General features: G+C 59.2%; 10 protein-coding genes. 4 read left to right on the top strand and 6 right to left on the bottom strand.

Annotated features, from left to right (window positions below):
* Nucleotide 1: 1 nt before the first annotated feature.
* Nucleotides 2-1,981, bottom strand: a complete 1,980-nt coding sequence (locus tag ESZ00_RS13830; protein ID WP_129208830.1) for a mechanosensitive ion channel domain-containing protein — start codon at nt 1,979-1,981, stop codon at nt 2-4.
* A 103-nt stretch (nt 1,982-2,084) separates the two neighbouring features.
* Nucleotides 2,085-2,834 (bottom strand): 3-deoxy-manno-octulosonate cytidylyltransferase, encoded by a 750-nt coding sequence (gene kdsB, locus ESZ00_RS13825; protein ID WP_308419074.1) that lies wholly within the window; start codon nt 2,832-2,834, stop codon nt 2,085-2,087.
* A gap of 226 nt (nt 2,835-3,060) precedes the next feature.
* Here kdsB and acs point away from each other — a divergent pair, with 226 nt between their 5' ends.
* Together acs and ESZ00_RS13815 are read left to right on the top strand one after the other, a co-directional pair.
* Nucleotides 3,061-5,025, top strand: a complete 1,965-nt coding sequence (gene acs / locus ESZ00_RS13820) for an acetate--CoA ligase (protein WP_129208829.1) — start codon at nt 3,061-3,063, stop codon at nt 5,023-5,025.
* A 171-nt stretch (nt 5,026-5,196) separates the two neighbouring features.
* Nucleotides 5,197-6,579 carry a M20/M25/M40 family metallo-hydrolase gene (locus tag ESZ00_RS13815; RefSeq protein ID WP_129208828.1) on the top strand — a complete coding sequence of 461 codons (1,383 nt, stop codon included), beginning with the start codon at nt 5,197-5,199 and terminating at the stop codon, nt 6,577-6,579.
* Between the two features lie 70 nt (nt 6,580-6,649).
* Here the strand turns inward: ESZ00_RS13815 and ESZ00_RS13810 are convergent, their stop codons facing one another.
* Complete coding sequence (locus tag ESZ00_RS13810; protein ID WP_129208827.1) at nt 6,650-6,931, bottom strand: hypothetical protein; 282 nt, start codon at nt 6,929-6,931, stop codon at nt 6,650-6,652.
* Between the two features lie 26 nt (nt 6,932-6,957).
* On the opposite strand from ESZ00_RS13810, the gene ESZ00_RS20335 reads away from it, so the two are divergent.
* Nucleotides 6,958-7,242, top strand: coding sequence for a hypothetical protein (locus tag ESZ00_RS20335; RefSeq protein ID WP_229741278.1), 285 nt, complete (start codon nt 6,958-6,960; stop codon nt 7,240-7,242).
* A gap of 70 nt (nt 7,243-7,312) precedes the next feature.
* The gene (locus ESZ00_RS13800; protein ID WP_229741276.1) at nt 7,313-9,154 is read left to right on the top strand and encodes a TonB-dependent receptor plug domain-containing protein; all 1,842 of its coding nucleotides are present in this window, start codon (nt 7,313-7,315) and stop codon (nt 9,152-9,154) included.
* Between the two features lies 1 nt (nt 9,155).
* Here the strand turns inward: ESZ00_RS13800 and ESZ00_RS13795 are convergent, their stop codons facing one another.
* The 3 genes from ESZ00_RS13795 to glpK form a co-directional block, all read right to left on the bottom strand.
* The gene (locus ESZ00_RS13795; RefSeq protein WP_129208826.1) at nt 9,156-9,884 is read right to left on the bottom strand and encodes an MIP/aquaporin family protein; all 729 of its coding nucleotides are present in this window, start codon (nt 9,882-9,884) and stop codon (nt 9,156-9,158) included.
* A gap of 75 nt (nt 9,885-9,959) precedes the next feature.
* Nucleotides 9,960-11,540 (bottom strand): glycerol-3-phosphate dehydrogenase/oxidase, encoded by a 1,581-nt coding sequence (locus tag ESZ00_RS13790; protein ID WP_129208825.1) that lies wholly within the window; start codon nt 11,538-11,540, stop codon nt 9,960-9,962.
* Between the two features lie 84 nt (nt 11,541-11,624).
* Complete coding sequence (gene glpK, locus ESZ00_RS13785) at nt 11,625-13,115, bottom strand: glycerol kinase GlpK (RefSeq protein WP_129208824.1); 1,491 nt, start codon at nt 13,113-13,115, stop codon at nt 11,625-11,627.
* Nucleotides 13,116-13,514: the final 399 nt, after the last annotated feature.

The following is a 13,514-nucleotide window of genomic DNA, read 5'->3' as shown; positions in this document are numbered from 1 at the left end:
GCTATCCCCTGACCGAGGGTTGGATGATCGGCAGGCCGTCGACCGCCGAGCGTAGTTCTGTATTGGTGGTGAGAAGTTCAAGCAGCGCAGAGGTAAGTTCTTCGTCGATCACCGCCGCACGGCGAAGCTGTACAGGGAAACGTGCCCAGAGCTGCACCGCGCCGCCGAGGAACTGAACGCGGGATTCGATCTCCGGCATGGCCGAGGATACCTGCATCCAGCGTTCGAGATCATGGTGATCCTGCTCGATGGCATGGCGGTACTCGTCGTAGACCGTATGCATGACCTTGAGAAGTTGCTCGGAGGCTTTCTTGGTGTCGGCATTTGCGGTGAATTTGACGAGCAACTCATGCCAGGCAAAATCGCTGCCCGGAAGTTGCTTGTAGAGTGGTGTGCCGGCCTGGAAGAGCACCGAGTTTGAAAATACGGCAACCCGGCCGCTGGGCTTGAGCTCGGTGCCGCTGCCGGCAAGCTCCATGACATAAAAGCGGACCAGGCCGACGTCAATGACATCGCCGGTGACGGAGGCGATGGTGATGCGGTCTCCGACCTTAATGCCATATTTGCCGATGATGAAGAAGTAGGCGGCGACAGACAGCAGGATTGTCTGCAGTCCGACTGCGATACCGGCGGTAATGAAACCGGCGAATGTGGCCAGCGAGTTGAACTGCGTAATGAAACCGAACAGCAGGACCAGGGCAGAAAGAAATCCGACCACCACGCGGCGCGTCATCAACAGCTGACGGCGCCGACGCCGATCGCGGACATACTTGTTGGCCGCTCGTGTCCAGAGCTCGCCGGCGAGAAAGATAACAACCAGCGCAATCGCAATCACCAGCAGGCGCAGCAGCAGGGAATGCAGGATGCTCTTGTATTCCCGATCGACCGCAGCCTGCCAGGCCTTGAGATTGGCTTCACTCTGCTCCAGGACGACTACCTCCTGGCTGAGAGGCACACTGGCGGCAGCAACCGACCGGAAACCCGCCGTGACGGCCAATAGCTCTGTGTCCGTTGCCTGTTCGGTGCTTGCACCCGTGTTATTCGGGGCTGTCTGCAGAGTCTGTTGCGATAGCTGCTGTCCGCGCAGCACAAGGTTGTGAGCGATGCTGGAGAGCGGAGCGCGGAAGGCGATGGCCTGTTGCCGCAGGGACTCGTTCTGCTGGATGAGGGTGTCGAGCGAGTGCTCGGTGCTGAGCAACTGGAAGAGCGTGATGGTCTGGCTGCTGACGCCGGCCGAACGTGAAGCGTCGAGGGTTGTAAGCTGCTCGGCAACGGGCTTTGCCTGGCTGGTCAGCTCGGGGACCGATCGCTGCAGGTTGCCGATATCTGTTGTCAGCTGGGAGGCACCCGCCGTGCCCGAGGTGTTAATGATCTTCTTGAGGGCGTCATACATGGCGTCAGACAGGTCGAGAGATTCCTGCTGGCCTTTGCGCTGCGCCTGCAGCGCCGCCATATTCTTTACTCTGCCTGCGGCCATCTGCTTGTCGAGGGCGGCGATGCTTGTTTTCAGCGTGGCCTGCTGGCCTTCTACTTTTGTAAGCGCCTGCTGCAGTCGGTCTGCCTGGGAGTTGCCTGTGGCCGCAGACTGCGCGCCGCCATGTTGCTGTTCATAGCTTGTGAGCAGGCCGGCCTCTGCATTTCCTGACTGAAACGCAAGGTTGGCTGCCTGCATGGAAAGTGCCACCGCCTGATCGCGGTACACGATGTCATTCGGTTCGCCGACTTTCTGGATCGGGGTAGAGGTCGCGCGATAAAACCGAAGGACCGCATTGAGATGGGCAATCACATCCTGACTGCGCGCTTTGACATCGACGGTCACAGGCTGCTGGCCGTTGGCCATGATGCCGGAAATGCCTGAAAAGGTAGCAACAGTCAGCGTGCATGCTGTAGCCAGGACGCGGTGAGGCTTATGCCTTGAGCGTGTTTTTCCGGCGCCCGGGGAGGATGGCTGCAGGTGCAGCGTCCGCTTCCAATGATTCAATCTTTTCTCCTGTGGCGAAAATCCGCCTCAGGAAAATTAGATACGAGATATGGAAAACAGTCGCCTGCGCTGCATGTGAAAGTGAGAAGAATCCTTTCAACCCCTAAGGCCGGGGCCGTGTAAGCAGCAACGCTTCCACAGCGTGAAGATCCTCTTCCGTGTCGACTCCGATGGTGTCGTATGGGGTATAGGACACGTAAATATCGATATCGTTTTCGAGAAAACGCAGTTGTTCCAGTTTTTCTATCGCTTCGAGTCGGCTTGGCGGAAGCGTGGGGAAGCGTTTCAGCGCTTCTTTGCGATAAGCATAGATGCCAAGGTGCTTGCGGTAGGGAACAGAGCCGGCCTGGTCACGATCGTAGGGAATGCCGGCGCGGGAAAAATACAATGCGCGTCCGCTGGCGGAGGTGACGACCTTCACCGCATTGGGATTGGCGATATTCGCCGGGGTGCAGTCTGTGGCCAGCGTTGTGACCTGCACGGCCGGATCGCTCATGGGGGCCAGCAGCGCATCCAGGTGTTCCGGCCGGAGAAGAGGCTCGTCGCCCTGAATATTGACGTAGATATCGGCGGGGATCGATTCACCGACGGCATGCACGCGATCACTGCCGCTGGCGCAGTCCGCCGGCGTAAAGACGGTAGGCAGGCCGTGCTGTTGCGCGTAGCTGAGCACTTCCTCCGAGTCGGTTGCGATCAGAACCTGATCGAGCAGCGTGCAGGCGCGTGCAGCGTGATAGACCCAGGAGAGCATGGGCTGTCCTGCGATTTCGCGCAGCACTTTGCGGGGGAGTCGCGTGGAACCGAGGCGGGCTGGAATGACGCCGAGAACGCGTTGATTCTGATGAGGTATCAAAGCAGGTATGCCCTGAACGGAACGAGATGGAATGGCAACAGACAACAGTGTCAACGCTAGTGTAATCGAGAGCGCGGCGCACCGCCTGAGGGATCAGGAAAAGCACGGGCCTTGCGCGGTCTGCAACCGTGCCATTAGTGTGAACAACAAGCTGCGCATCGGTTGCTGGTTTGTGAACAAACAATGCGCGTCCGCATTTTGGAAAGCAAGGCAGGCCTAAGAGGATATGACGTCGTTGTCCAGTTCCGACACCACTTTGAGTTCTTCGCTGCGTGAGAATCGTGTTTTTCCGCCGCCGGAGGAGTTTGCGGCGAAGGCGCACGTGAAGAACCTTGCCGAATATGAAGCACTGTATGCCAGGTCTGTGTCCGATCCAGATGGCTTCTGGAATGAGGTCGCGCAGGAACTGCACTGGTTCAAGCCGTGGGAGAAGACGCTCGAGTGGGATCTGCCCTGGGCGAAGTGGTTTGTGGGCGGAAAGACAAATCTTTCGTACAACTGCCTCGATCGCCATGTAGAGAACGGCAAAAAGGATAAGGTCGCCATCCTGTGGGAGGGCGAGCCGGGCGAGGTGCGGAAGCTTACCTACGGCGACCTGTTGGCGCAGGTGGAGAAGTTTGCCAATGTGCTGAAGTCGCTGGGCATCCGGAAGGGCGATCGGGTTGCTATCTACATGGGCATGGCTCCCGAGCTGGCTGTCGCTCTGCTGGCTTGTGCGCGCATCGGCGCGGTGCATTCGGTGATCTTTGGCGGCTTTGCAGCAAATGCCATTGTGGATCGTGTGAATGACGCGCAGTGCGTCGCGGTGATCACGCAGGATACGTCATTCCGCCGTGGTTCGCAGGTAAAGCTGAAGGCCACCGTGGACGAAGCCCTGCCACATTGCCCGAGCGTGAAGAATGTAGTGGTCTATCGCCGTTCCGGTGCGGATGTGACGATGCAGGCAGGGCGCGACCACTGGTGGCATGAGCTTGCAGAGAAGGTTGAGGATCGTTGCCCGGCAGAAGAGCTGGACTCCGAAGATCCGCTGTATATCCTCTACACCTCCGGCACGACAGGAAAACCCAAGGGGCTGGTGCATACGACAGGCGGATACGCCGTAGGCACCTATCTCACCAGCAAGCTGGTCTTCGATCTGCGCGATGACGATGTGTACTGGTGCTCGGCCGATATCGGTTGGGTGACGGGCCACTCCTACGTCGTATACGGCCCGCTGCAGAATGGCGTGACGGTGCTCATGTACGAAGGCGCACCCAACTGCCCGGACTACGATCGCTTCTGGAAGATCATCGATCAACACAAGGTGACGGTTTTTTACACCGCTCCAACTGCGATCCGTGCCTTCATCAAGTGGGGCGACCAGTATCCGCTGCGGTACGATCTGAGTTCGCTGCGCCTGCTGGGAACGGTAGGAGAGCCGATCAACCCCGAAGCCTGGATGTGGTACCGCGATGTGATCGGCAAGGGGCGCTGCCCGATTGTGGATACGTGGTGGCAGACGGAGACCGGAGCCATCATGATCAGTCCGCTGCCCGGCGCGGTTGCGGCCAAGCCTGGATCGGCGACGCGGCCTTTTCCGGGCATTGTGCCTGAGATTGTGACAAAAGAAGGCGAGCCGGTTCCGGCCGGCCACGGCGGATTGCTGGTAATCCGCCGGCCCTGGCCCTCGATGGCGCGAACCATCTACAACGATCCGGAGCGCTACAAGCAGGCCTATTGGACGGAAGTTCCTGGCTCATACTTCACCGGCGATGGCGCGCGGAAGGATGAAGACGGCTACTTCTGGCTGATGGGCCGCGTGGACGATGTGATCAACGTGAGCGGCCACCGGCTGGGCACGATGGAAATTGAGTCGGCTCTCGTGGCACATCCCAAGGTGGCTGAGGCCGCGGTCGTGGGTCGTCCGGACGAGCTGAAAGGGCAGGGAATCGCAGCCTTCGTAACGCTCGAGAGTGGCAATGAGCCGACAGCAGAGCTGCGCGAGGAGCTGCGCAAGTGGGTGGCGAAGGAGATCGGCGCGCTGGCGCGTCCTGACGACCTGCGCTTCACCGAACAGCTGCCAAAAACGCGCTCAGGCAAAATCATGCGGCGGCTGCTGCGTGAACTGGCAACACACGGAGAGATCAAGGGCGATACGACAACGCTCGAAGATTTCAGCGTGCTGGCCAAGCTCCGCGAGCAGGACGAGTAGCGAATGCAAGCAGGAGCACTATGCAGGGCCGGGGATAGCTATCCCCGGCCCTTGCTCTTATCCGAGCATTCAGGAAGAAAAAGCGCATCGAGGCGGGATGGGCGGTGTCTATGCCGTGGGCTGCATTGTTTCCGGTGGCGTTTGAGCCTTCCCTTGATATGCTCAACGCAAATGAAACGACCGCTTGCCCTGCTTGCCGCCGCGCTGTTTCCTCATTTGGTTGTCGCCCAGACAACCGCGCCCAATAGCCCGCCGCTGACTGAGCCGGAGCGTGCGATGGTTGCCTATATCGATGCGAACGAGCAGGCTGCGAATGATCTGCTTGCAAAGCTGGTCTCGATCAATAGCGGCACGCATAACCTCGAGGGTGTGCGCGAGGTCGGCAGGATTCTCAGCGCACAACTTACGGATCTTGGTTTTCAGGTGCGATGGGTCGATATGAGCCAGGTGGGCCGCGCTGGTGTGCTTGTTGCTGAGCATCCCTGCCCGCAGCCTGGACATTGTGGCAAGCGCATGCTGCTGATCGGCCACATGGATACCGTCTTCGAGAAGAACAGCCCTTTTCAGGCTTATACCCCGCCGGCTGCCGGAAGTACCATTGCAACCGGTCCCGGCACAAATGATATGAAGGGTGGTCTCGTGGACATGGTTTACGCGCTCAAGGCCATGCAGACCGCTGATGTGTTGAAGCAGGCCGAAATCACGGTGGTGCTGAGTGGCGACGAAGAGGCGCACGGTGAACCGGTCAGCATTTCCCGGCGCGACATGGTGGAGGCCGCACGCCACAGTGATGTTGCTCTGGAATTTGAGGGAACGCCCAGGCTTCACGGTATTTATTACGGGTCCGTAAGCCGCCGCAGTTCGATCTCCTGGACAATCAAGGCAAGCGGTGAAACAGGCCACTCTTCAGCTATCTTCTCCGAAGAAAAAGGCTATGGCGCCATCTATGAAGTGGCTCGTATCCTGGACGCCTTCCGTACGCAGTTACCCGAAGCCGGGCTTACATACAACGTTGGCATGATCCTGGGTGGCGCGACTGTCACCGTGGATAAGGCAGGGGATAACGCAACCGTAGCGGCAAAAGGCAATATCATTCCGCCGACGGCCTACGCCAGTGGCGATATCCGGACGCTTTCGAATGAGCAGACTGAGCGTGTAGAGCAGAAGATGCAGGCCATCGTTGCTCAGCATCTGCCAAAGACAGGAGCAACGATCAGTTTTGGAGAAGGTTATCCGGCGATGGCTGCAACCTCGGAGAGTCGCGCGGTGCTCGCCATCCTGAATCAGGCTAATGCCAGCCTCGGATTCACAGCGATGCCGGAACTCGATCCGATGAAGCGTGGTGCGGGTGACATTGCTTTTGTCGCGGACATGGTGCCTGGACTTGCAGGCGTAGGGGCTACAGGGGACGGTGCACATGCGCCAGGGGAGACCATTGATCTTGCCGCGCAACCGATCAACACCAAGCGCGATGCGATTCTGATGTACCGTCTGAGCCGTATCGCTCAGAACGCGGATCTCGTCGAGGCGGCAAAGTCTGCACACGGACACTGATGATAGGAAAGAACAGAGGGGCATGCGTGCACATGTCCCTCTGCCTGATCATGAATCGATGAACGCTGCACTATGCCGACTGCAGGAAAGCGACGGACTGTATGCCGGCGACCTCGAACCGCTTGCGGCAGCGGATGTTTTTGCAGGCGACCATGTCGTCTTTGCGCACCATGTACGACTGTGCCTTGGCAAAACGGGCGCGGTCGCGCTCATCGGCGTGACGTGGCAAACCGTTCTTCTTGCGCCGCACCAGCCAGCCCAGTTGGTATTCATCCGCTTTGCCGCAGTGCGGACACGTCAGCTGATGATTGCGCTGCTCAGCCTTCTCGTCAAAGAAATCCCGTTCTTCCATCGCATCCCCTATGTGAGAGCAGGGCCGTGACCGCGCTCTTTCTCTCTCAACATTGTAGAGAGCATGTGGAGTCGCGGAAAGTGCCTCGCAAAGTTCAGATTCCGGATATGCTGAAACAAGAGGATGAAACCATGGCCGCAAAGAAGGCAAAGAAGAAGACGTTCTCTGCGGTGAAAGCGGTGAAGGCAAATGCTCGCGAACGCGTAGGCCAGCCGAAGGCCGAGCGGGTTATCGTTGATACGCCGCGCGCGGAACGCCGCAAGGCAAAGCATAAGCCTACGCTTGCCGAGATCCTCGTTCGCGAAGATTGAGCCTTTATTTGTTGCTATGCCGGGAAAGTGTGCCGCGTCTGCATGAGATGCGCATGTTAATGTGCTGAGAGTGAGTGTTCGTCATCGCATTGCCTCATTTGCCATCCTTGTCGCACAGAGCGGATTCGCCTTTTCGCAGCAAAACCAATCTTCTTCCACCGCTTCCGCCTCACCCACACTACCTGCACAGCAGCAGACCGTAGTGGTGGTGGGCTCTCCTGAGGCCATCACGCTGGGAGAATCGCCACGCTCGGTGATGGCTGTCGAAGTGGGACAGCAACCTTTCAGCTTCGAGACTGCGGAAGACGCTTTGCGGACCGATCCCTCGACCTTCATCGAACAGCGCGGCGCAGGTGGAGCGCAGTCGGATATCACCATTCGCGGCGCTTCCTTCGAGCAGACGCTGGTGCTTCTGAATGGTCTGCGCATCGACGATGCGCAGAGTTCGCATCACAATCTCGATCTTCCTGTGCCACTCGAAGCGATGCGCTCGGTGGAAGTGCTGCACGGCGCAGGCTCGACGCTCTATGGCTCCGATGCGCTGGGCGGTGTGGTGAATTTCATCACCGCTACTCCTACTGAAGACAGCCTGACGCTGCGAGCAGGTGCGGGCAGTTTTGGCGGCAACGAAGAGTCGGCCATTGCCACTGCGGCCGGTCATCGCTGGAGTGAGATCGCTACCGGTGCGCGTAACTTCTCGACCGGCTTCATGCCGGACCGGGATTATCGCAACGAGAACGCCAGCAATGAGTCCAGGTGGAGCTCTGCGCTCGGAACCACGGATATTCTGCTTGCCGGAAGTGATCGCGCCTTTGGCGCCGACAATTTCTACGGGCTTTATAACTCGTGGGAACGGACCAAGGGGTGGTTCGCCTCCGCGCAGCAGCAGCTGGGAGAAAACACCAGCGCCGCATTCGGCTATCGGCGGCATACAGATAATTTCATCCTGCTGCGCAACGATCCCGCCTATTATGCCAACAATCACATCGATACCAGCTGGCAGGCGGTGGTGAGGCGCCAGCAGCCGCTTGGCCACGAAGGCGGTCTCTTTTACGGTCTCGACGCCGAAGGGGATAGCATCGACAGCAATAACCTGGGTCACCATGCGCGCAACCAGGGCGCGGGATACGCCGATCTCGATCTGCATTCGACGCGCCGCTGGAGTCTCTCCGCCGGCCTGCGGGAAGAGGTATTGAGCGGCGGTGCGCGTTCTGTGACCAGTCCCGACCTGGCGGGCAGCTTCTGGGTCGCGCCGAAGGTGAAAATACGTGCCTCCGGCGGTTACGGATTCCGTCTGCCCACCTATACCGACCTTTACTACAGCGATCCCACGACGAATGGCGATCCGAATCTCAAACCTGAATCCGCATGGTCCGGCGATACCGGTGTCGACTGGTTTCCGAATACCCGCACCACGGCTTCGATGACGCTTTTCTATTCGCGCCAGCACGACGCCATCGACTACGTGCGTGCGAACGATACGGAGAAGTGGCAGGCAACAAACCTCAACGGGCTTCGATATGCAGGCGTGGAGAGCTCGCTCGGCTGGCGTCCCACTGCAACACAGTCGATTCAGCTCGGTTGGACGATCCTTGCCGGAGCGCAGTCCGCGCTGCATGGACTGCAGTCGCAGTATGTTTTTAATTATCCGGTGAACAATGCGAGTTTTGAGTGGTCCGACACTTTCGCTCATGCGTACTTCGTACGCACTATCGTGCGCGTTGCCCAGCGGTATCAGCAGGAAGCCTATCCGGTCTGGGATCTGGAAATGGCGCGCAGCAAGGGATGGATTCATCCTTATTTTCGCGCGGTGAACCTCAGCAATACCGGCTATCAGGAGATCGTCGATGTTCCCATGCCGGGCCGTAGCTTTGCAGGCGGTGTCGAGATCTCTCTGCGCCGCAAGCCTTGACTCATGCACCGATCCAGCGAAGGATCAAGCCCGCGATCACACCGCCAATTGCAGGCCCTACGATCGGGATGCCTGCATAACCCCAGTCTGAGCGGCCTTTGCCGGCAATCGGCAGAACCGCGTGTGCCAGTCGTGGACCGAAATCACGCGCAGGATTGATGGCATAACCGGTGGTGCCTCCGAGCGAAAGGCCTAGGCCCCAGACAAGGCAGCCAACAAGGTAAGGCGTGAGCCCGGCAGCCGCGCCGGTGGAGAGGACGAGCTTCGAGCTCATGGCCCCTACGATGAGGATCAAAGTCGCAGTGGTGATGATCTCGCTGAGCAGGTTCGCAGGCAGGCTGCGCACGGCAGGCGCGGTGCAGAAGACGCCGAGCTTGAGCGCTGGATCTTCGGTGATCTTCCAGTGCGGAAGGTAGTGCAGCCACACCAGCAGCGCTCCGCAGAAGGCTCCGGCAATCTGCGCAATGGCATATGGCACGAGCTTGGCGAAATCCCCGGTCTTGCATGCGAAGGCAAGCGTAATCGCCGGGTTGAGATGGGCATCGGTGCTGCCGAAGAGGTTGGCGGCGAAGATGCCGCACAGCACCGCGAAGGCCCAGCCTGCGGTGATGACGATCCATCCGGAGTTTTCGGCTTTGGAGCGTTTGAGCAGGACGCCGGCTACCACGCCGTCTCCCAGCAGGATCATGACCAGCGTTCCTACAAACTCACCCACAAATGGAGATCGCATCACCAGGGCTCGCTTTCATACTCTTTCATCAGGATTTCGGAAAAATAGATGTGAAACAGTTACAAATGCATATTGTCAGTCAGCAACTGCAGAGGAGGGCAGATAGGCCTGTGCAATTTTCTCGAATTCTGTTATCTGTTTTTGCTCCCAGGCCACATCGCGTCCTAGCTCCTGCGCCATAAGCCTGGCTGCCGTCGGAGCCATGTTCAGCGTGGCCTTTGTGTTGAGGAATAATCCACGCAGGCGTCGCGCCAGTACATCGTCGAGAGTGCGTGCCATCTCTTCGCGCGCTGCCCATATTACTTCGGCGCCGATATAAGGCAGGTCCGGGTGCAGGGGCTCGGCCAGAGCCGCATCGCTCTTCGCCAGGGCCTCAACCTTGGCTGCATCCGCGCCGTACACGCCAAGGCTGCTCAGTTCATCAACGCCTTCGAGATAGCCATGGATGTGAAGGCTCTGCGTCTGGCAGGGAGTATCCGTAAGGTCGCCCAGTGTGATGGCATGATCGACAGCGTCTTCTGCCATCTTGCGATAGGTCGTCCACTTGCCGCCGACGATGGTGAGCAGTCCCGAGCTGTCCACATGAATCGTATGGTCGCGTGAAAGCGCCGATGTCTTGCCCGCCGCCGAGCCTGCCTTCACCAGCGGACGGATGCCGGTGTAGACGCTGAGAATGTCTTCGCGGTCTGGCGGATGGCTAAGGTAGAGCGATGCGGTCTCGAGAATAAACTCGATCTCCTGCTCGAAGGGAAGGGGATCGTAGGACGGAGATTCGATCGGCGTATCCGTGGTGCCGACCAGGGTGTGCTCATGCCATGGAATTGCGAACATGACGCGGCCATCAGAGGTATGCGGCACCATGATCGCCGAATCGCCGCGCAAAAAGGAGCGGTCGAAGACCAGGTGAATCCCCTGGCTTGGCGCAACCATGGTCTCGGCGGTGGTATCGGCGAGGCGACGCGTCTGGTCGGTAAAGATGCCGGTGGCATTGATGACGACCTTTGCCGCAGCATGAAACTCGTGGCCGCTCTCATGATCGCGTACGGTGACACCATTCAGAAATCCATCGGAGCCCCGGCTGAGCGAGATGGCTTCGGCGTAGTTCAGCAACGTCGCGCCATGCTCGGCTGCTGTCATCATCAGGTGAATGAGAAGCCGGGAGTCGTCAAACTGGCCGTCGTAGTACATCACGCCGCCGCGCAGGCCTTCCGTCTGGATATTGGGCAGCCTTTCCAGCGTGTCTTCGCGAGAGAGAATCTTTGAGCGGCCGAAACCATACTTTCCAGCCAGCATGTCATACACCTTCATGCCGATGCCGTAAAAGGGTGCTTCCCACCAGGAGTAGTTGGGCACGACAAAGGCCAGATCGTGGACCAGATGTGGTGCATTCAAGCGCAGGATGCCGCGTTCCTTAAGCGCCTCCATAACCAGCGAAATATTGCCCTGCTCGAGGTAACGCACGCCGCCGTGCACCAGCTTGGTGCTGCGGCTTGAGGTAGCTTTGCCGAAGTCTTCGCGCTCGAGCAGCAGCACGGAGAAGCCGCGGGTCGCGGCATCGACTGCGATACCTGCGCCCGTGGCTCCGCCGCCGATCACGACAATATCCCACGGCGAAGTGCGATTCGCCGCCTCTTGCATCATCTTTGTGCGATCCATAAGTCTCCTGGCATGGTGGTCGGGCGTGTGCCCGCTCTACAGGTTGGATTCCGGAATCTCTCAGCAAGGTTCGCAATGAGCCGGCTATGCTCCGTCCCATCGCTTGGAGCGTTCTACCGCATTTTGCCAGCGTTCTCGGCGAGCCCTGGCATCCTGAGTGCCCAGCTGGGGTTCGAAGCGATGGCCGGCATCGCGCAGCTTCCATATCTCTTCGGGACTGGACCAGAAACCGCTGGCCAGTCCGGCCAGGTAGGCGGCGCCGAGCGCCGTGGTCTCAACTACCTCGGGCCGGACCACCGGAATGCCGAGCAGGTCTGCCTGGAACTGCATCAGCAGGTTGTTGGCCGAGGCTCCTCCATCGACGCGCAGCTCTTTGCAGGCCGTGGAGGTGTCCTGGTTCATGGCTTCGAGGACGTCGGCCACTTGGAAAGCAATGCTCTCCAGAGCCGCGCGGGCAATGTGCCCCGGTTGGGTGTTGCGGCGCAGGCCGATCAGCAGCCCCGCCGCATGCGGATCCCAGTGTGGAGCGCCGAGTCCGACGAACGCCGGCACCAGCACCAGGTCTTCGCTGCTCTCGACGGTCTGCGCCAGCGCCTCTATATCGGATGAGTGGCGGATCAGGCCGAGGTTATCCCGCAGCCACTGCACCACCGCTCCGCCGATGAAGATACTGCCCTCGTAGGCATAGGTCAGCTTGCGCTCGAGCGAGCAGGTCAGCGTGGTGACCAGCTGCTTCTGGGAAAGCGCGAAGTCTGTCCCGATGTTTTCAAGCAGAAAGCAGCCCGTCCCATAGGTGTTTTTGGCATCACCGGGGTTGAGGCAGAGCTGGCCGAAGAGGGCTGACTGCTGGTCTCCGGCGATACCGGCAATCTCGATTTCTCCCAGCCCCAGGGTGGTGCTCACCGCGCCGACCTGCTCGCTCGACCATATAACCCGCGGCATCATGCTCTCGGGGATATCGAGCAGGCGCAGCAATTCCGCGTCCCAGCGGTCCTCGACAATGTTGTAGAGCAGCGTGCGCGAGGCATTGGTCCGGTCAGTGACATGCTGTTTGCCGCTGGTGAGATTCCAGATCAGCCAGCTGTCCACTGTGCCAAAGGCCAGTTCGCCGCGCTCAGCCTGCTCACGCGCGCCTTCGACATGGTCGAGGATCCAGCGGATCTTGGTCCCGGAAAAGTAGGAGTCGATCAGCAGGCCGGTGCGCTGCCGGACCATCTCGGAGGCCCCTTGGGCCGCGAGCTGGGAGCAGAATTCCGCCGTTCTGCGGTCCTGCCAGACAATCGCGTTATAAACAGGCTTGCCCGTGTGGCGGTTCCACACAATGGTCGTTTCGCGCTGGTTGGTGATGCCCATCGCCGCAACATCCCGCGGACGGATCCGGGATTTTCCCAGGACTTCGACGGCCGCCGTAAGCTGCGAGGTCAGAATCGCGTATGGGTCATGCTCTACCCATCCGCTTTTGGGATAAATCTGTTCGAATTCGTGTTGCGCCTGGGCATGGACACGGCCATCCCGGGTAAAGAGGATGGCGCGTGAGCTGGTCGTTCCCTGATCGAGAGCAAGTATGTAGTTCATACAGTTAAGGATTGGACGGTAGAATCGTTGCTGCAGAGGCCCGTTTTTCCGCGTACCTGTGTTTCATATCTGCTGTAGTTGTGGCAAGTCCGGGACGTGCTCTCTGTGTCGTCTGAAACGGCGGTTGCGAACAATACCTGGAATGAGGCAGTCGATCAGGGAGAGAATGGGCCTGATGTGGAAGCGTAACCGTTCTTCTGCCCGCAATGCGTGGCAGGCAGAGTGGGTTTCATGGTAGAACCGCAAGGGATGCAACAATTTTGCCCCCTGGTTCGTCATAAAAATCACGCGATAGTTCGGCAGTAGAGCACTAAGGACGTTAATTGTTCGGTAGCAGTCGAGCCGATGCTGGGCCTCTGCCGTTTTCATCCTTAATTTACAAACCTAAACCGGACGAAT

Source organism: Silvibacterium dinghuense (genome assembly GCF_004123295.1).
GTDB classification, from domain to species: Bacteria; Acidobacteriota; Terriglobia; order Terriglobales; family Acidobacteriaceae; genus Silvibacterium; species Silvibacterium dinghuense.
This window is presented reverse-complemented; position numbering and strand designations above follow the sequence as displayed.

Coding starts and splice junctions, on each gene's coding strand:
- acs (WP_129208829.1), top strand. CDS start 3,061: ATGACGTCGTTGTCCAGTTCCGACACCACTTTGAGTTCTTCGCTGCGT.
- ESZ00_RS13815 (WP_129208828.1), top strand. CDS start 5,197: ATGAAACGACCGCTTGCCCTGCTTGCCGCCGCGCTGTTTCCTCATTTG.
- ESZ00_RS13810 (WP_129208827.1), bottom strand. CDS start 6,931: ATGGAAGAACGGGATTTCTTTGACGAGAAGGCTGAGCAGCGCAATCAT.
- ESZ00_RS13795 (WP_129208826.1), bottom strand. CDS start 9,884: ATGCGATCTCCATTTGTGGGTGAGTTTGTAGGAACGCTGGTCATGATC.
- ESZ00_RS13790 (WP_129208825.1), bottom strand. CDS start 11,540: ATGGATCGCACAAAGATGATGCAAGAGGCGGCGAATCGCACTTCGCCG.
- glpK (WP_129208824.1), bottom strand. CDS start 13,115: ATGAACTACATACTTGCTCTCGATCAGGGAACGACCAGCTCACGCGCC.